Raw genomic sequence first — 18748 nt, 5'->3', positions numbered from 1 at the left:
TGGTTAAAAGGAATATCAGTTTAAGGCAAATCTACAAAAGTTTTTTGAGTCTAATATTCTGCGTGTTGCCACTTTGGTTATACTTGGCGCGCTGTGTCAGCCACTGCATACCATTGCCTCCGGTTATAAGTATAAATCCCGCCAGCAACCTAAGTATAAAGCTCATAACCCGGCACTCTAAACTCATCACTCAAAAAGCCTATTCTCCGAAGACGGGTACAAATTTCTGCTCGATCCTAAGCGGTTTGCGCACCTGCCTGTTTACATACTTCTTTTCCTGCTCAAAGGCTATCACTTTTAGGGTAATATCTAGGCCGGTTACGGAATTACTGTTTCGAAATACGGCATACAGGTTGCCTTCAGGGGTTTTAGGCGTTTCGGAGAGCTGCACTAATTTATAGTCGGCCACCACGCCGGTGCCCTGCGCAAAGGCATAATGCTTCCAGTCAGAGTCGGCGTCTGCCACAAATTTGTCTGCCGAGGCCTTGTTCATGAAGTAGTAATCTATACTTCCGGAGGAGCTTACCTGGGGCAGGCTGGGTATGAGGCCAAGCCCGAAAGCGGCCACCGGGCTAACGGTAGAGGCAAGCGCTGCCGCCCCTTTGGTAGCCATACTTGTAATGTTTCTGAGCTGCTCCACGGGCTCCTGCCCCACTCCTACCCAGTACACCCAGTGCACGGTATTGGCAGGCAGCTTAAACGGAATGGCCACACGACTGGGGTTCAGGTTGGCTTTAGAGGCAACTTTAAAGGTTTTGTCTATCAGCGTGACGGGTGCCAGCTCGCCTTTCACAGCAACTTTTTCGGTTACGGTCGTCCAGGTGGTGTCGTGCTGCGGCTTCCAAGTGATGTTGGGGTTAAAGTACTTCGCCTCGCTGCTTGCCGGGATGCGCTTAATATTTAGCTGAGCTGGTATGGCCGTGCCGTTAGCGGATGTAAGTATAAACTGATAAGCAATTTTGCGCGGAGCGGGTATGCGCACATTGCGCAGCTTCTTCTGGTTTCTAGCCGAATAAACAGCTGAGCTAGAGCCATACTCCCGAACCTCCAGGTTGAAAGGCTGGTTGCTCTGCGCAGGCTCTACGTTTATCACCACCTCGTCTCCCTGCTGAAAGCCATAGAAAAGGAGCGCTTTATCCAGCGGGTTGGTAGGTTGCGGCTGCGCTAGCGGTACAGGAATGGTAAGTTGCAGGTTAGCCACCTGCACGCTTTTTTGCGCCGATGCCGATAACTGCATAAGCAGCATGAGCATCACTAGTTTATACTTCATGGTATATCATAAGAAAATCGCGCAAAGTTAGCTGAGAATTAGATTTGTGGGAAAGGATTTTGGGCAGGAGAATAGAAAATAATCCGTAGCATTTACAGGTTATACTTTACCGGATCACACGCTGTCCGGATTGCTGCGCCAATAAAGCGATCATCTCCAGCGAAATGGGTTTGAGGTACGTGGTGTTCAGATTGGTTTGGTCTTGGAAGGTAATTAGGTACTCCTCTTCAGAACCCAGGTAGTGTATACTTTGGATCTCCTGCATCGGGTAAGATCGCTGCTCCAGAAACAGGTTGGTGATCTCTACTTTGTCCTCGGTGATGGTAACATGCCAGCGCACCGCAAACCAAGCAATCACACCGGAAATCACGAGCATCAGCATGAATAAAACAGTGTAAATGCGGTTAGATTTATGGCCTTCCGTTTGGCTCAGGAAATCCTTGTATAGCTCATAGTCGTGGCCTATTAGCGTGCGCTGCACCAAGCGGAGCGGCAAAACTGCCAAAGTTAAGCCCAGCAGCAAGCCAGGGGCAAACAGCGCTCGGAAGTTTGGCGTGAGCACGTACAGGTAATCTGAAGAGCTATGGATAATACTGGAAACTAAAGCCAGCATGCCAGCGCTGAAAACTGCCAGCACACAGGCAAAAATAAAGTAGATGATGGTTAGCTTGAGCTCTTGCTTCTGAATATACTTCACTTCCTCAGCGGATACAGTTACGCGCTGGCGTGCCGGCGAAAGGCGGCGCAGGGCATAACGCACCACAGGCAGCAACACGGCAATGGCAAAAAAGGCAATTAGCAGGCTTTTAATTATTTCCAGCATAGTATAGGTATTGGTGCCGCAAAGTTAATACGGTATCCCCAATTTCCGATAAATAAAACCCAGCAACCAAGCCGGCCCGATCAGCAGAAACTGCAGGTCTTTCAAAAACGATGGTTTTTTGCCCTCCACCTTGTGCCCGTAAAACTGCCCTGTCCAGGCCAGTACAAACACAACCAGGCATACGAGCCAGAGCGGCGCGGCAACATATGCCTGCACGGTGTGCACTGCCCAAAGCATCACGGCGCAAACAAAGGCCATGCCTATAAACATACTCACCGAGAGCCTTAGGTAAAACAGTAAGCCTAAAAGAATCAACACGGTGCCAAAATGCGCGTAAAGCTGTAGCTGTGGCGGGAACAACCCCTTCAGGGCACCGCTGGGTATGCTGGCCAAAAGGCCCACAATGCTGAAAAAGATTAGTGGTACGCAAACCCAATGGATGAGCTTGTTCGTATGGTTCTGATGGCTCTGGCCATACTCATTAAACCATTGTTGCACTGTTCTCATGGGAGGTCCGGAATTAGTTAAGATATATGTTTTAGCGCCATAGGAAAGTACGGGCTTGAATACTAATTTGCAAGTCTTGTTTGCGTACTTGCCGGTAAAATAAGGATGTCAGGTTTAAACCTTTTGTATTGGCTTAGGAGTTGAATTTTCATACATTTGAAGTAGTACAAAACTTTATGCCGGAGGTGCCTCAAACAGGCCATCAAAATTATATTATTCTGGTAACCCTACGGCATTAACTCCAAGCACATGAAATTTGCCAAACTGGCGTCCTTTGTAAGAGACTATTTTATTGCGATTTTCTCATTCCTGCTTATCTTTCTGCTAACACTCTTTATTTATTCCGAAACGAAGAAGAAGGCTGAGGAGCGCAGCGCCAAAATGTTTTCGCTGCGTGCAGGCCAGGTAACGGAGGCGATCGATAAGCGCATGCACGATTACATCCAGATCCTGATAGGTGGTAAGGCTCTGTTTGTCTCCTCGGATAGTATTTCTCGCAAAGACTGGTTGTCATACTACAAAACTCTGAACCTGGAAGAGAACTATCCGGGCATACAAGGTTTTGGGTACTCCGCCGTTGTAAAGGCAGAGGAGCTTCCTAAGTTCGAGCAGCAAATCCGGAACGAAGGTTTCAAAGACTTCAAAATTAGCCCTGAAGGCGAGCGGCCTCTTTACACATCCATTATCTACTTGGAACCCTTTAATGAGCGGAACCAACGCGCTTTTGGGTTTGATATGTTTAGTGAGCCAACAAGGCGCTCAGCCATGCGTATTGCCCGCGATACGCGCCAGCCAGCCATGTCGGGCAAGGTGCGGCTACTGCAGGAAACCGGCAAGGATGAGCAGGCAGGGTTCCTGATTTACCTTCCGGTTTACAAAGGCAATATCGAGCCAGAGTCTATTCAGGAGCGGCAAAGGCTTATCAAAGGCTACGTCTACAGCCCCTTCCGTGCCAACGACCTAATGACGGCCATTTTGGTTGATGATTTTCAGGATTTAAATGTGGAGGTATACGATGGCACCAAGCTAGCCAAAAAAGACCTGCTTTTCAGCACCGACTCTACGCTTTATTACCACGCCGCCCAAAACCATGAGTTTAGCGAGCTAAATACAATTACCATCGGAAACAGGACGTGGCGCCTCTATATCTCGGCCAAAGCAGGCTTCGGGCAATCAGCCGATTCCGAGCTGCCATACTTTATCCTGCTGGGCGGCAGTATCATCAGTTTCCTGATGTTCTTCATCATCTGGTCGCTCTCCAACATCCGGCGCTCCAACAGGCTTAAACAAACTATAACCGATAACGCCACGGCAGCCCTTTTCATCATCGACTCGAAGGGCTACTGCACCTTTATGAACCCGGCAGCTGAGGAAATGGTCGGCTATACTTTTGAGGAAATGCAGCAGAAAACCCTGCACGACATGATCCATTACAAGTACAGCGACGGTACCCCATTTCCTGTGACCCTGTGCCCTATCCGGAATGCTCTTGCTGTGCATAAGCCTATGCGCGCCTACGAGGATGTGTTTGTGCGCAAAGATGGCTCCACTTTTAACGTAATGTGCGCTGTGCAGCCTATACACGAAAGCGGCAGCGAAAGCTACGCCATCATTGAAGTGCGCGACATAACCGACGAAAAAGAAGCCCAACAGGCCATTATCGAAAGCGAGGCCCGCTTCAGAAACATGGCCGACAGCGCGCCGGTAATGATAAAGGTAATGGACGATTGCGCCAACTTCTTGTATGTAAACAAGCAATGGGGGGATTTTACAGGCATCAGCTTTGAAGACACAATCAACATGAGCTGGAAAGACGTGGTGCACCCTGACGATGTGAGTGAGAAAGAGCGCATAACGCAACAGGCCATTAAAGACCATAAAGTTTTCAGGGCTGAGTACAGAATGCGCCGCTTTGATGGGGAGTACCGCTGGGTAGTTGGCACCAACACGCCGCGTTTCGGGGCTAATGGCGATTTCCTGGGTTACATAGGTTCCATTATTGATATCACTGAGATAAAAGAGGCCGAACGAAAAGTAAAGCAAAACGCCGAGTTGCTGCAGAAGCTATTCCTGGAAGTGCCGGCTGTAGTAGGCCTAATCCGTTACCCGGACTACCAGTATGTGCTGGCTAACCCACAGTACCGCAGGCTGTATGGCAACCGCCCATTGGTAGGGAAAACCATTTACGAGGCGCACTCGGATCAGGAAGGCCAGGGCTTTTTTGAAAGAGTAGAAGAAGTGTTCAAATCTGGAGAGCCGTTTATTGGCAACGAGGTGCCCACAGCCGTAGAAGGCAATAATAGTGGCGACATAGTTTACGGATACTTTAACCTGGTGTACCAGCCCCTGATTGATGCCACCGGAAAAGTAGAGGCCGTGCTGGTGTTTGCCGTAGAGGTAACCGAACTGGTAAACGCCCGGAAAGAGCTGCTGCTGACAAATGATGAACTGAGCGGTAAAAACGATGAGTTGCTGCGCATTAACAATGACCTCGATAACTTTGTATACACCGCCTCGCACGACCTTAAATCTCCGATTGCCAACATGGAGGGGCTGGCAACACTGCTGCGCGATATATTGAAGGGAAAGCTGGAGGTAGAGGATTTGCAAGTGCTGGATATGGTCCAGATATCCATTAATAAACTAAAGGGCACTATTGCCGATCTGGCTGAAATAACCAAGGTGCAAAAGGAGCTCCATTCGGATGTAGAGCCGCTCTCCTTTGAGCTCATGCTGCAGGACATCATGGCAGATATTGATGGCATGATACGCGAATCAGGGGCTTCGATAAAAACGGATTTGCAGGTAGATAACATTCTTTACGCACGCAAAAACCTACGCAGTATCATCTATAACCTCGTAAGTAACGCCATTAAGTACAAAGCGCCGGAGCGCAGAGCTGAGGTGCATGTCCGAACCTATCAAACAAAGGAATACACAATATTAGAGGTACAGGATAACGGCTTAGGCATCAGAAAGGAGCAGCAGCATAAACTGTTCAGTATGTTTAAGCGCTTGCATACACACGTAGAGGGTACTGGCATTGGGCTATACATTGTAAAGCGCATCATCGAGAACAATGGCGGAAAGATTGAGGTGGAAAGCGATTTAGGCAAAGGCACTACATTCCGGGTTTACTTTAAGCAAGTGTCTATAGCACAGGAAGTATAGTTTCACCAGCGCCCAAGCGTAAGGCCAAAGCAGTTATACCTACATGCGGGAATTATCCCGAAAATTTGAGTGAAAAACTGACCCTTCCGGCTCCCAAATTTGTTCTGATTGGCTGGGTAAAATAGCCCAGCCACGAACCATCAAAATACGAACAGCAAGTATACATGGCAAAAATTAAAACATCCTACTTCTGCCAGAACTGTGGTGCGCAATCCGCTAAATGGATTGGCAAGTGCCCGGCCTGCGGCGAGTGGAACACCTACGTAGAAGAGGTAGTGCAGCGCGAGGAAGTTACCCCTACCACTGCCTGGAAAGTGGGCAGCAGCACGGCGCAGGTGGCCAACAAGCCCAAACCCATCGCCGACATCAGCTACCAGGAGCAGCAGCGCATCGTAACCCAGGACCAGGAGCTTAACCGCGTACTAGGTGGCGGCATTGTGCCGGGCTCTATGGTGCTGATCGGTGGCGAGCCGGGTATTGGTAAAAGTACGCTGATGCTTCAGATTGCGCTGAGCCTGAGCAGCCTTAAAGTGCTGTACGTTAGCGGCGAGGAAAGCGAGCAGCAGATAAAGATGCGTGCCGAGCGCCTCTCGGCCCAAACCTCCGACTGCTTTATACTTACAGAAACCGGCACGCAGAACATCTTTAAGCAAATAGAGCTGGTGCGGCCGCAGGTGCTCATCATCGACTCCATCCAAACGTTGCATTCTTCTTTTATTGAGGCAGGCGCGGGCAGCGTGAGCCAGGTGCGCGAGTGCACCGCGGAGCTACTTAAGTTTGCCAAAGAGAGCGGCACGCCGGTCTTCCTGATAGGCCACATCACCAAAGAGGGCAACCTGGCCGGGCCAAAGATTCTGGAGCACATGGTAGATACGGTGCTTACGTTTGAAGGCGACCGCCACATGACTTACCGCATTTTGCGCACCACCAAAAACCGCTTTGGCTCCACCTCCGAGTTAGGAATTTACGAAATGATGGGCTCTGGCTTGCGTGAAGTAAGCAACCCATCTGAGATTCTGATTACCCAGCGCGAGGATGCGTTTAGTGGTATTTCTATTGGGGCCACGTTGGAGGGCAACCGCCCGCTGCTGATAGAGGTGCAGAGCCTTGTGAGCCCCGCTACCTACGGCACGCCACAACGCTCCAGCACCGGCTTTGATGCCAAGCGCCTGAATATGCTGCTGGCCGTGCTCGAGAAGCGTGGTGGCTACCGCCTGGGTGCGCAAGACGTGTTCCTGAACATTGCCGGCGGCCTGAAGGTTGAGGACCCGGCGCTGGATTTGGCTGTTTGTGCTTCTATACTTTCCTCCTTCGAGGATATCTCTATTCCGAACACGGCATGCTTTGCTGCCGAGGTGGGCTTAGGTGGCGAGGTGCGTGCCGTAAACCGCGTAGAGAACCGCATTACGGAGGCCGAAAAGCTGGGCTTTACAGATATCTATATCTCAAAGTATAATAAAAAAGGAGTTGATCTGAGCAAGTTTTCTATTAATATACATGCGTATGGCCGCTTAGAGGAGGTTTTTAGCAGCTTGTTCGGGTAGTATGATTTTTGCTTTGCATAGGTGGTATTAGCATATTCTGGTAAAATAAGAAAAATAGCAGCGCCCTGGAATTATATTTCAGGGCGCTGCTGTTCAGGGCCTTAAGGTACTAACAAGGTATGGGTGTATGCCCCATTGCTTTAACCTTATCACCAGAAATCTTACTTATGAAAAAGCTTACCCCGCTGCTTGCCACTCTCCTGCTCCTGTTCACCCATCAACTTCTAGCTCAAGGCAAAGCCGTGATCAGTGGCAAAATCACTAACCCGCTCGATGACTATGTAGCGCTGGTAACGTATGCTAACCCGCTTATACCAGACGAAAAAGTTACGGAGGTAGAGCTGGACGGCGACAGTTTTCGAATAGAGGTGCCGGTGCAGGAGGCCACGGTGGCGGAACTGCTGCACGGCGATGAGGTGGTACAAGTATACCTTGAGCCCGGCTATGACCTGAAACTTACAGTTAATGGTGGCAAATTCTTTAAAACGATAAAGTATAACGGAAAAGGTGCCAATGAGAACAACTACCTGGCCTATGCCACGGCCCGTTTCGACGAAGAGCAGGATTACCAGGTACTGCCAGATAACATCAAATTAAAAGCCGGGGAGTTTACAGAGTTTCTGGATTACCGCCGCGCCGACCAGCTGAAAAGCCTTGATAAGTATGCTGCAAAGTATACACTATCTGAAAAGTTCAGGAGTTTTATACTTACCGAGATCGAGTTTGGCTACGCCAAGGATAAGCTGAACTACCATCCGCTGCGCGAGCAGGCGCTGCAACTGAAACTCACCAAGCCCGAGGCAAGCTTTTATACTTTCCTGGAGCAACTGGATCTGCAACGTCCGCAGGGCCATCTGAGCCCGGCATACGTAAGCTTTCTCCAGGACTATACGTTCTACTACGCCCAGCAAGCAGGCAGCAGCAAGGAGAGCGAGCAGTTCTATAAAGCGTGCTACGATGTGGCCGGCCAAAAGCTGCAGGGGGCGGCACTAATGATGGCGCAAGCGCAGGTGTTAAAGCAATCGATACAGTTTGGCCACCTGAAGTATACCCAGCAGCTACTCAAGGATTTTATCGCCCGCAACCCCGACCAGGCACTAAACACCTACCTCAAACAACTCAGCAACGCCAATAAAAGCCTAGCCCCCGGCAGCATGGCCCCCGATTTTACTGCCGTTGATACCGCTGGCAACACAGTGGCCCTTAGCAATTTTAAAGGCAAGCTGATATACCTTAACTTCTGGAAGAGCGACTGCGGCCTGTGCCTGATGGAGCTTCCGCATTTGCAGCAGCTAATTGGCAAGCTTAATGCCGAGAAAGTAGTGTTTGTGAATGTGGCTTTGGACGAAACGCCGGAGAAATGGCGCCAGCTTGTGGAGCAAAAGCAGTTGCAAGGAGAGCAACTTTATGCCGGAGACCAGGCCTCCGACCTTATGCAGCGCTACAACTTAAAAGATGTGCCCGCATATTTTCTGGTCGATGAAAACGGTCAGCTTGCTAATCTGAAAGCCAGCCACCCCAACCATCCGGAAACTATCCGTGACCTGTTGAACTACTTAGAGTTGCATCAGGCCTCGTTAAAATAATCATCGTTCACACATTAAGCCTCCCACCAAGCCCGGCGTCCTAAAGAAGCCGGGCTTTTTTGTATTGTACCCAGGGCCAGTGGACCAGGTAAGGGCTGGCAATAACCGTAGTTTGTTTAGATGCGTACTTAAACCCTACACCACTGCTGCTGGCAAAGGTGCTTTTTATCACAATTTTAAACAATTATAGGTACTCTTCCTTAACCACTAACCATATGGCATTAATCAATAAAAGCGACATTGAGAAGTTGCTGAATGTGCAGAACAACACACAGAATGCTTTGTGCATCTCTATCTACATCCCTACGCACCGTGCAGGGCACGAAACACTCAATGGCCAGGACCATATCCTTTTTAAAAACAAACTAAGAGAAACACGTAACCTGCTCCAACGACACGATGTGTCGGAAGCAGAGATCGAGAGCTACATGAAACCTGCTGAAGAGCTGCTGAACGATACAAACTTTTGGCGCCACCAAGCCGAAGGGCTGGCAGTGTTTATTACTAAAGGCTTCTCGGCACACTATACCTTACCAATTGCGGTACCAGACGTAGCCTATGTGCTTGATGATTTCTACGTAACTCCGCTATTGCCGATCTTAAGCCAGAATGGCCGCTTTTTCTTGCTTTGCCTGTACCGTGAGAAGATAGGTTTTTATGAGGCCACCATTGAGAAGATACGCCCAATTGATGTGAGCAGCTTTGTGCCAGAAACCTTCAACAAGGCGCTGAAGTATGATGTGAAGGGCAACGACCAGGATTTCACCAATTCCACTACAACTGTAAACGGGACAGGCATTGTGCACGGCCCTGGCTCTACCAAAGGCGATGAGGAGCATGAGCGCGTGCGCGAGTTCATGCTTGCCATTGATAACGGGCTGCAGCAAATTCTCCATAACGAGTCAGAGCCATTGGTGCTGGCCGGCGTAGACCATTACTGCGGTATTTACCGCAACATCAGCAAGTATAAAAACATAGTGCCTGAGAACATAAATATAAACGAAAACAGCGATGTGAATAACATGCAGGTGCTGCACGAGAAGGCTATGAAAGTAATTAAGCCGCTGTTGCAGCAAGGGCATAGCGATTCCCTGACACGCTACGAGAATGTGGCTGGCACAGGCGCTACCTCCGAAGACATTGCCACAGTGGCCGCAGAAGCTGTGCATGGCCGTGTTGATACTTTGTTTATTTCGCCGAGCCAGCCGGTTTGGGGAAGGTATGACGCAGCAAGCGCTACGGCTGAAGTGCACGAGGAGTACCAGCGAGGCGACCACGACCTGATAAACCTGGCAGCTACCAAAACGCTGTCGCAAGGAGGTAAGGTATTCGTAAACAGCTATGGCGGAATTAGCGAGAGCCCTAGTGCCAACGGAAACGTGAAAGCTCTTTTCAGATACTAATAACCGTTTTTTTGGCCGTTAGCGCCAGATAGATTAAATTAGGGGGTAACCTACCAGGGTTGCCCCTTTATTTTTGGCTTTGGCCTTCCTGCATTTTTCTATGGCACTTCAACTCACGGATGGGTTTAATTTTCTGTCGAAGCTAACGCCTTTGCGCATGCTTAACGCCATGCAGGTGGTAGGCAGCTACCTATACGCTAAACTCACCGGCAAGGCCACGCACTGGGGGTACCCGCTGAGCATCTCGCTGGAGCCCACTACCTCGTGTAACCTACGCTGCCCTGAGTGCCCAAGCGGCCTACGCTCCTTCTCCCGCCCAACGGGGATGCTGGAAAACGAGCTGTTCAAAAGCACGATAGACCAGCTGCACCACCGCCTGATGTACCTTATCTTTTATTTTCAGGGGGAGCCATACTTGCACAAGAGCCTCTTGGAGCTGGTAAAGTATGCCTCTGAGCGAGGGATTTACACGGCAACCTCTACCAACGCGCATTTCCTGGATGACGATACGGCGCGCCAAACCGTGGAATCCGGCCTCGACCGGTTGATCGTATCTATTGACGGCACCACGCAGGAAACCTATGCGGCTTACAGGGTTGGCGGCAAATTGGAGAAAGTGCTGGACGGCACACGAAACGTTGTGAAGTGGAAAAAAGCGCTAAACTCGAAAACACCGCACATCATGTTTCAGTTTTTGGTAGTGCGCCCTAACGAGCACCAGCTGCAGGACGTAAAAGAGCTGGCCAAAGAGCTGGGCGTAGATGAGGTCGTGTTTAAAACCGCTCAGATCTACGATTATGCCCAAGGCTCTCCGCTTATCCCGACGATTGATTATTACTCCAGATACCACAACAACGGCGACGGCAGCTACAGCCTTAAAAATAAGTTGCTAAACCACTGCTGGAAAATGTGGCATTCCTGCGTAATTACCTGGGATGGGCTGGTGGTACCCTGTTGCTTCGATAAGGACGCTGAGTACCGCCAAGGTGATTTGCAGCAGCAAAGCTTTGCCCAAGTATGGCGCGGGGAAAAGTATAAGAAATTCCGGCAAACGCTGCTGCGCTCGCGGAGTGAAGTGGAGATGTGCCGCAACTGCACAGAAGGGACCAAAGTATGGGCCTAATCAGAATATCAATTTTACGTGTAACAACTTTTACAGATTATATGAAAGACCTTAACGAAACGGTGGCATTACTATGGAGTAAGCTAGAAGCTTGGAGCGATGACATTATCCTGATGCTGCCCAACCTTTTTGTAGCACTAATTCTGCTCATTGTAACCTTTTATGTGGCTAAAGTGGTGCGCAACACCGTAGAGCGCGTTGTAACGCGTTTCTCGCACAGTGCGGCTCTAAGCAACTTGGTTACTACTTTGGTGTACATCTCAGTGCTCATTCTGGGCTTCTTCTTTGTGCTCAATGTGCTTAACCTTGATAAGGTCGTTATCTCCTTACTGGCTGGTGTCGGTATCATCGGTTTGGCCTTGGGTTTTGCGTTTCAGGATATCGCAGCCAACTTTATCTCCGGGGTGATTATTGCTATGCAGAAACCGTTTGGCGTTGGCGACATGATCGAGACGAACGATTACTTTGGGGTGATTGAGCGCATAACCCTGCGCACCGTGGACATCCGGAAAGTTACCGGCGAGTTGGTAAAGCTGCCGAACAAAATGGTTTTCGAGAATCCGCTTACAAACTATTCCATACATGGCGTGCGCCGCGTAGACTTGGAAGTGGGTATCTCCTACGCCGAAGACCTGGAACATGTACAGCAGGTGGTGATAGAGGCGCTGCAGGACGTTAAAAACCGCGTAAAGACACGAGATATAGAAGTAATGTATGATGCCTTCGGCGATAGCTCCATCAACTTTAAGGCGCGCTTTTGGGTAAGCTACAGCCGGCAGGTAGACTATGTAGGCGCTAAAAGCGATGCCATTATCCGCATCAAAAAGGCTTTCGATGCCAACGACATCCTGATCCCATTCCCTATTCGTACGCTGGATTTCGGAATAAAGGGCGGCGAAAAGCTGAGCGAGGAGCTGCAGACTATATCAGCATCCATAAAAAATGGCCAGCACCTGAACGGCAATGGCCAATAGAGCATAATTTTATACTTTATAAAACAGAAAGGGCCGTTCCAACGGCCCTTTCTGTTTTACTTGTCGTTCTTATCAAGGTTCTTGCCTAGGTCCTCTACCTGCTTTAAAAACGTATCCACGTTTTCATCGGCATAAGGGCCATATGAGTTCGAGATGGTGCCTTTCAGGCCAGATTTCGTTTCGATAGCGTAAAGTATAGACATATCGTCCGGGTTACTCTCGCCCTCAAAGCGGTAAAAGTCTACAATGCGCACTTCCTCCGCAGAGAACTGGTCTTTTTCTTCCATGGTGCACAGTTTGCCATCCTGCGATACTTTAAAATCATACTTATAGCCATCCTTTTGGAGGCGGTTCAGTACGTTAACCAAAGATCTTTCTTCAACTTTATCTTGCATGGTATCTAGTTTAAGTGGTTTCTAACTCAAGTATAGAACTATACGCAAAAACGAAGTTTAGATACAAATTGATGAGGGATTAATGTGCAAACGGGAGTATGTGAGCACTTGGGTAACGTGCGCTTACGCTCTAAGCTGCTGTTTTTCCAGGTCTTTCTGTATTTTTTTAAAATCAATGGTGGAACAGGCACCACAACCTTTGGCGCAGCCGCTTTTAGCTGCAAAACTGCGGTAGAGCATGCGGGCCATGTAAGCCACAGCCACCAGGAAAATCAGAAGTATGAGGATGTGCTGTATCATGTATGTGAAACCCTGCGGGAGTATAAAAAGTTTAGGCTCCGGTGTTTTTCCAGAACTCAGCGATCGTCTGCTGCATCTCTCGGTGTACGTTTCCGTTGCTGGCTACAATCTCCCTTCCAAAAATAAAGTCTTCGTCTTCGGTAAACTTGCTCACCTCACCGCCGGCCTCCTGCACAATAATGGAACCGCCAGCAACATCCCAGGGGTTTAGGTTATACTCAAAAAAACCTTCGAAGCGGCCACAGGCCACATACGCCAAATCGATGGCGGCAGAACCCATGCGGCGTATGCCATGCGATTTAGACATAAACGAACCGAGCACCTGCAGGTACTGCTGCGTTAGGCCAAAATCATAGTATGGAAAGCCAGTGGCTATAAGGCTATCTTTAAGCGCAGTCGAATCGGATACTTTTATAGGGTGGTCATTGCAATAGGCGCCTCCTCCTTTGTAAGCCCAGAAGCACTCATCGCGGTTTGGGTCATATACCGTACCTGCTACTACCTCGTTCCCATCCATCAGGCCAACGCTAACGCAGTACACAGGCAAGCTGTGCGTAAAGTTGGTGGTGCCGTCCAGCGGGTCTATTACCCAGTTATAGCGGTCGCCGCGCGTGGTGGCGGTGCCTTCTTCGGTGATAAAGCCTGCTTCTGGCAGAATGTGGCGCAGGCCCTCCACCAACTTCTTTTCTGCCTCCTTGTCTACATAAGACACCAGATCGTTAAAACCTTTCATCTCGATTTTAGAACGATCGAAGTGCTCGCCTTCCTGATGTATGAAGGCGCCGACTTTGCGGCAAAGTTTATTCAGGTTAGTTGCTATTGGCTCTAGGTTCATGTGTTTGCTCTATACTTGGAGTTGTTACAATGGCTCGCGCCTTTCTAGAGAACCATACGGCATACAGGGCTCTTAGTACCAGCAAAAGCATGATCGGTAAAAATGCCGCATGATACATTTGCGGCCAAAGAGGCCAGCCTACTAGTGCCACTGTGGCAAGCAGTGCCGTTACCAGCATGTATTTACGCATCCAGTTGGCAAGTACGTTGCGTCCCACAAAGAAAGCAGCAATGGCATGTGTTGGCAAAGCCCAAAGCAAATTAAAGTTGTAGGCTGCTGCCTGGTGATCTGTAGCCACCCAAAGCAGGAAAAGCAAGATGCCCAACAGGCCAACCACAAAAAACAACACCATGTCGAACACGCGGCTACGCTGCCGCTTTATAACATCTCTTGCTGTAATGGCGATTACAACCAGCAAGAATATCCAGAATACTACCTGTGGCGTAAGCCAGCCGGCATCAAATGGCATAGGCTCGCGCTCAAAAACCACCTGGCGCTGCAGCGTGAGCGGCTTGGTCTGACCATCTTTGGAGAGCGTGGCGTTGGCAATTCCCTTTTCCAGGTAATCCGGCAGGAACATGTATTGGTAAGGCGTTGCCTCCTCGTCGATGCGCGCGCCCAGTGCCAGGTCTATCCCAAAATCCGACCACGGCTGCGGCACTAGGTACAAATCGATCAGGTTCCGGAAGCTCATGTCTTCATCGAACTGGCTGATGTTAAAGGTCAGCTGGTTAGGGAAGGTAGCCTCCAGGCCATCGCGGATGCGGGTGGCGCAGTTATCGAAAAAGAAGTCGTACAGGTAAAAGCGGTTCTCGGGGAGGTAATTCGTCGTCAGGAAGGTCCAGTATTGCTGCGTTTCATCAGGTGTGAGGTTGAGTTGCTGCTCATACACCGAGCGATTATCGCGGGCATAGCTGTTCACGAAATCGCTGAAGTATGCCGCCGAAAGTTTATAGTTTAGCTTGCCCCGGATAAACTTCAGGTAAAAGTTAGGCTCATCAAAATCGAAAGTACCATAGTTAAACACAATGTCCAGGCCGGACGCAGGATCGTTTACGCGCACGGCGCTGTGCCCAAATATAGCATACAGGTCCTGGCCGCTTGAGCAGGTTATCAGGCTTATTTTTGCCTGCGGCGAGAGTTGCATGCCCTCAAACTGCGCCCAGCCCGGCAGCGTGAGCAGGCAAAGCAGCAGGGCAAGTATGGTTTTCTTGATTGCGTTCTTCATCTTATTCTTTATCAGCTTTACCGGCTTTCGGCGCTCCGGAAACTACCAGCACAAACTCCCCTTTAATGGCTTTGTTATTGAAGATCTCGATAAGCTCTTCCAGGGTGCCGTTAATGGTTTCCTCAAACATCTTCGTGATTTCACGTGAAACAGATGCCTCGCGGTCTGCTCCGAAATATTCTTTAAACTGCGTAAGCGTTTTAAGCAGGCGGTGCGGCGACTCATAAAAAATCATGGTGCGCTCCTCCTCGGCCAGGCTCAGCAGGCGTGTTTGGCGTCCTTTCTTTAGCGGCAGAAACCCCTCGAAGGTAAAGCGGTCGGTACTGAAGCCGGATTTAACCAGGGCTGGCACAAAGGCTGTGGCCCCTGGCAGGCATTCTACTTTTAAGTCGTTTTTCAGGCACTCGCGCACCAGGAAAAAGCCAGGGTCAGAGATGCCCGGCGTGCCTGCATCTGAAATAAGGGCCATCACCTCGCCGGCCTTCAGGCGGTCCACGAGGTGCGCAGTGGCCTTGTGCTCGTTGTGCAAGTGGTGGCTGTGCATGCGTTTTTCAATGCCTAGGTGCTGTAGCAGCTTTCCGCTGGTGCGTGTGTCCTCGGCAAGTATAACGTCTACCTCTTTTAGTATCCTGATGGCCCTGAGCGTGATGTCCTCCAGGTTGCCGATGGGCGTCGGCACCAAGTATAAATTCGTTTTTTCCTGTTCCTGCATGCCGTAAAGATAACTTATGTAAGTTAGAAAGTTAAAAAGTTTGGAGGTTAGAAAGTTGCAAGGGGAAGTATGGCTCGGGGCGCTGCAGGCAACAAGATAAACGAATGCAAAGGTATAAGAATGGCAACCGCCCGCTTAACTCTTTAACGAAGTATAGATCTCGTCGATGCGCTGTGCCAGTTGATGGTCCTTGTCGGTTACGGTATTGCCGGCATCGTGCGTGGTGAGTTCTATGTCTACTTTGTTATACACATTGCTCCACCACGGGTGATGATCCATTTCCTCGGCTACCTCGGCCACTTGGTTCATAAAGTCCATCGCTTGCTTAAAATCCTTGAACGTAAGGCTGCAAACCAGTTTATTGTCTTTTTCCTGCCACATATGCTTTTGCGTTTAGGGTTTATACTTTCAATAGCCTGGCAACATGCTTTTTATGCCGGGCGTATAGTTCTAACGTTCCGCTACGTGCGGAATCAGTACTTAAAACTAGAAAACTATGGAAAACAAACCTAAATCTTTTCCGGGGCAACAACTCGACCAGCCCGGCGACCAGCATAAAATGATTCCGGAGCCGGAAATTATTAAAGACACATACAAAGGCAGTAGCAAGCTAAAAGATAAGGTAGCCTTGATTACGGGAGGCGATAGCGGTATCGGCCGCTCCGTAGCGGTACATTATGCCCGCGAGGGTGCCGACATCGCTATTGTGTACCTGGAAGAAGACAAAGATGCCCAGGATACCAAAGCCATGGTAGAGAAAGAAGGCCGAAAATGCATACTTATTGCCGGCGACGTGGGCGAGGAAAATTTTTGCAAAGAAGCTGTGCAGCGCACGGTAAAAGAGCTGGGCAAGCTGGACATACTTGTAAATAACGCCGGTGAGCAGCACGAGCAGCACGACATCCGGGATATTTCGGCGGAGCAGCTGCAGCGCACTTTCACTACAAATATCTTTGCCATGTTCTATTTCGTGAAAGAGGCGCTCGACCACATGAAAGAAGGTAGCTCAATCATCAACACGGCATCGGTTACGGCATATCATGGCAACAAAGTGTTGCTGGATTATTCCTCTACCAAAGGCGCGATTGTGGCATTCACGCGCACGTTGGCACAGATGGTGGCAGATAAAGGCATCAGAGTAAATGGCGTGGCCCCAGGCCCAATCTGGACACCACTTATACCTGCATCGTTTGAGGAGGAAAAAGTAAAAACCTTTGGCCAGAAAACCCTGCTTAAGCGTGCTGGGCAGCCCTCTGAGGTAGCGCCAGCCTATGTGTACCTGGCATCAGAGGAGTCATCGTTTACCATTGCCGAGATGCTCCATATAAACGGCGGCGAAATGGTGACTACCTAAACCTAAGGCAACTAAAAAGAGTAAAACTACTTGCAAGCGCTGCTAAAGTACGCGGCGCCAAATCACTTAAAAGAATGCAATATGGCTGAAGATAAAGAAGAACATACACTGAAGAATCAGAAACCTGAAAAAAGAGGCTTCAGGGAGATTGAAGAAGATACCGGGAATCAGGAAATGCGCGCCGGGCATATTATACCAGGCGCAAACCCGCCCAAGAACGAACACCAGCGCGGCGGCTTTGGTAACCGCGACGGCAAAGAAGGCTACGGTAGCGATACAGCCTCCGAAGGGCCAAGCGCCACTGGCGTAAACGACTATGCCGACGATGGCATACAGCCACCAGATAACATGCGCACCGAAGACGAGGGCCGCGGTTCATAAAAACGAGTTAAAGTATGGCAATGGGCAAGTATAGTGTACACTTGCTCATCACCATCATGTTAAACTAAGTATAAATAGGAGGTAATTATGCCATCATATAAGCACACACAACCAAGCTCAGAAAATAAAGGCAAACCAACAGATCAGGGCCAGGATAAGGCAGCAGGCGGAAAGCCCGTAGACCCGAACCAGACCCGCGCCGAGCATGAGCAGCTGAAGAAAAAGCATACAAGCGGCCCGGATGCAGCAGCAGGCGAAAACACGCTGACCAACAACCCGAACCGCAACACCGACAAGCCGGAGATCGACAACAACAAGTATAACTGATCGCTCCTGACACGATTTTTAATGAGGGCTAGCACCTGCTACAATAGGTGCTAGCTTTTTTATGTCCTACCTTTGCATGCCACCCAAACGGCAGCGCAATCTACTTACACATGGCCCGCTACGCCCTTACCGATATCCACGGCTGTGCCCGTACATTTAAAGCGCTGGTGCAAGACCAGCTAAAGCTGCAGAAAACCGATGAGCTTTACTTGCTCGGCGACCTTGTGAACAAAGGCCCTGACTCCAGGGGCGTTATTGATTTTATACTTCACCTGCAACACCAGGAGTACCAGGTGCACTGCCTACGCGGCAACCACGACGAAATGCTGCTAAAATCCGTGAAGAAAGGCGAAAAAGCACTAAACCTTACTCCGCCGGAAAAGAAACTGGTGCTGCAAAGCTTTGAGGTAGAAAGCTTCGAAAAATTACCTAAAAAGTACGTGAAATTCTTGAAAAGCCTCCCTTATTACCTGCAACTGCCTGATTTTTGTTTGGTCCATGCCGGCTTCGACTTTAAACAACGAGATATCTTTGCGGACAAGGACGCTATGCTTAACATCCGGAATTACAAAGTTGATTGGGCTAAAATAGAGAATAAAGCGCTGCTGCACGGGCACACACCCACGGCACTCCACACAATTAAAAAGGCTGTGTCGCATAGAGATCCAAAGCTTAACCTGGATGCCGGCTGCGTCTATTATAGAAATGCTGCTTATGGCAACTTGGTAGCTCTAGACCTCGACTCCCGAGAACTTTTCGTGCAGCCAAACGTTGACAGGCCCTACCCTATTGCACGTAAAACCTAAACCTTTATT

The 18748-nt window shown here is 49.5% G+C and carries 20 protein-coding genes; 10 read left to right on the top strand and 10 right to left on the bottom strand.

The window, feature by feature from the left end; genetic code table 11:
- Window positions 1–31: 31 nt before the first annotated feature.
- From D1627_RS18605 to D1627_RS10900, 4 genes are all read right to left on the bottom strand, one after another.
- Window positions 32–166, bottom strand: a complete 135-nt coding sequence (locus D1627_RS18605) for a hypothetical protein (protein ID WP_262697029.1) — start codon at window positions 164–166, stop codon at window positions 32–34.
- A 33-nt stretch (window positions 167–199) separates the two neighbouring features.
- Window positions 200–1270 (bottom strand): hypothetical protein, encoded by a 1071-nt coding sequence (locus tag D1627_RS10910; protein ID WP_119432268.1) that lies wholly within the window; start codon window positions 1268–1270, stop codon window positions 200–202.
- 106 nt (window positions 1271–1376) lie between these two features.
- The gene (locus D1627_RS10905; protein ID WP_119432267.1) at window positions 1377–2093 is read right to left on the bottom strand and encodes a hypothetical protein; all 717 of its coding nucleotides are present in this window, start codon (window positions 2091–2093) and stop codon (window positions 1377–1379) included.
- Window positions 2094–2117: 24 nt separating this feature from the next.
- Window positions 2118–2600, bottom strand: a complete 483-nt coding sequence (locus D1627_RS10900) for an Mpo1 family 2-hydroxy fatty acid dioxygenase (protein ID WP_119432266.1) — start codon at window positions 2598–2600, stop codon at window positions 2118–2120.
- 249 nt (window positions 2601–2849) lie between these two features.
- Between D1627_RS10900 and D1627_RS10895 the strand changes: the two genes are divergently transcribed.
- From D1627_RS10895 to D1627_RS10870, 6 genes are all read left to right on the top strand, one after another.
- Window positions 2850–5771 carry a CHASE domain-containing protein gene (locus D1627_RS10895; RefSeq protein WP_119432265.1) on the top strand — a complete coding sequence of 974 codons (2922 nt, stop codon included), beginning with the start codon at window positions 2850–2852 and terminating at the stop codon, window positions 5769–5771.
- A 164-nt stretch (window positions 5772–5935) separates the two neighbouring features.
- Window positions 5936–7315, top strand: a complete 1380-nt coding sequence (radA, locus tag D1627_RS10890; RefSeq protein ID WP_119432264.1) for a DNA repair protein RadA — start codon at window positions 5936–5938, stop codon at window positions 7313–7315.
- Window positions 7316–7482: 167 nt separating this feature from the next.
- Entirely contained in the window at window positions 7483–8901 is a 1419-nt protein-coding gene (locus D1627_RS10885) for a TlpA disulfide reductase family protein (RefSeq protein ID WP_158607176.1), read from the top strand.
- Between the two features lie 215 nt (window positions 8902–9116).
- Window positions 9117–10304 (top strand): baeRF7 domain-containing protein, encoded by a 1188-nt coding sequence (locus tag D1627_RS10880; RefSeq protein ID WP_119432262.1) that lies wholly within the window; start codon window positions 9117–9119, stop codon window positions 10302–10304.
- A gap of 100 nt (window positions 10305–10404) precedes the next feature.
- Window positions 10405–11427: an SPASM domain-containing protein gene (locus D1627_RS10875; protein ID WP_119432541.1), complete on the top strand. Its 1023-nt coding sequence runs from the start codon at window positions 10405–10407 to the stop codon at window positions 11425–11427.
- Window positions 11428–11468: 41 nt separating this feature from the next.
- Window positions 11469–12401, top strand: a complete 933-nt coding sequence (locus tag D1627_RS10870) for a mechanosensitive ion channel family protein (RefSeq protein WP_119432261.1) — start codon at window positions 11469–11471, stop codon at window positions 12399–12401.
- 56 nt (window positions 12402–12457) lie between these two features.
- Here D1627_RS10870 and D1627_RS10865 read toward each other — a convergent pair whose 3' ends face one another.
- The 6 genes from D1627_RS10865 to D1627_RS10840 all read right to left on the bottom strand — a co-directional run bounded on the left by D1627_RS10865 (window position 12458) and on the right by D1627_RS10840 (window position 16252).
- Window positions 12458–12796, bottom strand: coding sequence for a hypothetical protein (locus tag D1627_RS10865; RefSeq protein ID WP_119432260.1), 339 nt, complete (start codon window positions 12794–12796; stop codon window positions 12458–12460).
- A 123-nt stretch (window positions 12797–12919) separates the two neighbouring features.
- Entirely contained in the window at window positions 12920–13096 is a 177-nt protein-coding gene (locus D1627_RS10860) for a FeoB-associated Cys-rich membrane protein (protein WP_119432259.1), read from the bottom strand.
- Window positions 13097–13127: 31 nt separating this feature from the next.
- A complete protein-coding gene (locus D1627_RS10855) occupies window positions 13128–13931 on the bottom strand; it encodes an inositol monophosphatase family protein (RefSeq protein ID WP_119432258.1) in 804 nt (267 codons plus the stop codon).
- The gene (locus D1627_RS10850; protein WP_119432257.1) at window positions 13906–15159 is read right to left on the bottom strand and encodes an Lnb N-terminal periplasmic domain-containing protein; all 1254 of its coding nucleotides are present in this window, start codon (window positions 15157–15159) and stop codon (window positions 13906–13908) included. Before D1627_RS10850 ends, D1627_RS10855 begins: the two co-directional genes overlap by 26 nt.
- A 1-nt stretch (window position 15160) precedes the next feature.
- Window positions 15161–15871: a 16S rRNA (cytidine(1402)-2'-O)-methyltransferase gene (gene rsmI / locus D1627_RS10845; protein WP_119432256.1), complete on the bottom strand. Its 711-nt coding sequence runs from the start codon at window positions 15869–15871 to the stop codon at window positions 15161–15163.
- Between the two features lie 135 nt (window positions 15872–16006).
- On the bottom strand, window positions 16007–16252 hold the full coding sequence (locus D1627_RS10840) for a 4a-hydroxytetrahydrobiopterin dehydratase (RefSeq protein WP_119432255.1): 246 nt from the start codon (window positions 16250–16252) through the stop codon (window positions 16007–16009).
- A gap of 115 nt (window positions 16253–16367) precedes the next feature.
- On the opposite strand from D1627_RS10840, the gene D1627_RS10835 reads away from it, so the two are divergent.
- The 4 genes from D1627_RS10835 (at window position 16368) to D1627_RS10820 (ending at window position 18739) form a co-directional block, all read left to right on the top strand.
- On the top strand, window positions 16368–17225 hold the full coding sequence (locus D1627_RS10835) for an SDR family oxidoreductase (protein ID WP_119432254.1): 858 nt from the start codon (window positions 16368–16370) through the stop codon (window positions 17223–17225).
- 81 nt (window positions 17226–17306) lie between these two features.
- The gene (locus D1627_RS10830; RefSeq protein WP_119432253.1) at window positions 17307–17606 is read left to right on the top strand and encodes a hypothetical protein; all 300 of its coding nucleotides are present in this window, start codon (window positions 17307–17309) and stop codon (window positions 17604–17606) included.
- A gap of 87 nt (window positions 17607–17693) precedes the next feature.
- Window positions 17694–17933 carry a hypothetical protein gene (locus D1627_RS10825; RefSeq protein WP_119432252.1) on the top strand — a complete coding sequence of 80 codons (240 nt, stop codon included), beginning with the start codon at window positions 17694–17696 and terminating at the stop codon, window positions 17931–17933.
- A gap of 110 nt (window positions 17934–18043) precedes the next feature.
- The gene (locus D1627_RS10820; protein WP_119432251.1) at window positions 18044–18739 is read left to right on the top strand and encodes a metallophosphoesterase; all 696 of its coding nucleotides are present in this window, start codon (window positions 18044–18046) and stop codon (window positions 18737–18739) included.
- Window positions 18740–18748 lie beyond the last annotated feature (9 nt).

Source organism: Pontibacter oryzae, from assembly GCF_003576375.1.
Taxonomy (GTDB): Bacteria; Bacteroidota; Bacteroidia; order Cytophagales; family Hymenobacteraceae; genus Pontibacter; species Pontibacter oryzae.
This window is presented reverse-complemented; position numbering and strand designations above follow the sequence as displayed.

What these genes read in the sequence shown, in the direction of transcription:
- D1627_RS18605 (WP_262697029.1), bottom strand. Translation starts at nt 166, where the DNA reads ATGAGCTTTATACTTAGGTTGCTGGCGGGATTTATACTTATAACCGGA.
- D1627_RS10910 (WP_119432268.1), bottom strand. Translation starts at nt 1,270, where the DNA reads ATGAAGTATAAACTAGTGATGCTCATGCTGCTTATGCAGTTATCGGCA.
- D1627_RS10905 (WP_119432267.1), bottom strand. Translation starts at nt 2,093, where the DNA reads ATGCTGGAAATAATTAAAAGCCTGCTAATTGCCTTTTTTGCCATTGCC.
- D1627_RS10900 (WP_119432266.1), bottom strand. Translation starts at nt 2,600, where the DNA reads ATGAGAACAGTGCAACAATGGTTTAATGAGTATGGCCAGAGCCATCAG.
- D1627_RS10895 (WP_119432265.1), top strand. Translation starts at nt 2,850, where the DNA reads ATGAAATTTGCCAAACTGGCGTCCTTTGTAAGAGACTATTTTATTGCG.
- radA (WP_119432264.1), top strand. Translation starts at nt 5,936, where the DNA reads ATGGCAAAAATTAAAACATCCTACTTCTGCCAGAACTGTGGTGCGCAA.
- D1627_RS10885 (WP_158607176.1), top strand. Translation starts at nt 7,483, where the DNA reads ATGAAAAAGCTTACCCCGCTGCTTGCCACTCTCCTGCTCCTGTTCACC.
- D1627_RS10880 (WP_119432262.1), top strand. Translation starts at nt 9,117, where the DNA reads ATGGCATTAATCAATAAAAGCGACATTGAGAAGTTGCTGAATGTGCAG.
- D1627_RS10875 (WP_119432541.1), top strand. Translation starts at nt 10,405, where the DNA reads ATGGCACTTCAACTCACGGATGGGTTTAATTTTCTGTCGAAGCTAACG.
- D1627_RS10870 (WP_119432261.1), top strand. Translation starts at nt 11,469, where the DNA reads ATGAAAGACCTTAACGAAACGGTGGCATTACTATGGAGTAAGCTAGAA.
- D1627_RS10865 (WP_119432260.1), bottom strand. Translation starts at nt 12,796, where the DNA reads ATGCAAGATAAAGTTGAAGAAAGATCTTTGGTTAACGTACTGAACCGC.
- D1627_RS10860 (WP_119432259.1), bottom strand. Translation starts at nt 13,096, where the DNA reads ATGATACAGCACATCCTCATACTTCTGATTTTCCTGGTGGCTGTGGCT.
- D1627_RS10855 (WP_119432258.1), bottom strand. Translation starts at nt 13,931, where the DNA reads ATGAACCTAGAGCCAATAGCAACTAACCTGAATAAACTTTGCCGCAAA.
- D1627_RS10850 (WP_119432257.1), bottom strand. Translation starts at nt 15,159, where the DNA reads ATGAAGAACGCAATCAAGAAAACCATACTTGCCCTGCTGCTTTGCCTG.
- rsmI (WP_119432256.1), bottom strand. Translation starts at nt 15,871, where the DNA reads ATGCAGGAACAGGAAAAAACGAATTTATACTTGGTGCCGACGCCCATC.
- D1627_RS10840 (WP_119432255.1), bottom strand. Translation starts at nt 16,252, where the DNA reads ATGTGGCAGGAAAAAGACAATAAACTGGTTTGCAGCCTTACGTTCAAG.
- D1627_RS10835 (WP_119432254.1), top strand. Translation starts at nt 16,368, where the DNA reads ATGGAAAACAAACCTAAATCTTTTCCGGGGCAACAACTCGACCAGCCC.
- D1627_RS10830 (WP_119432253.1), top strand. Translation starts at nt 17,307, where the DNA reads ATGGCTGAAGATAAAGAAGAACATACACTGAAGAATCAGAAACCTGAA.
- D1627_RS10825 (WP_119432252.1), top strand. Translation starts at nt 17,694, where the DNA reads ATGCCATCATATAAGCACACACAACCAAGCTCAGAAAATAAAGGCAAA.
- D1627_RS10820 (WP_119432251.1), top strand. Translation starts at nt 18,044, where the DNA reads ATGGCCCGCTACGCCCTTACCGATATCCACGGCTGTGCCCGTACATTT.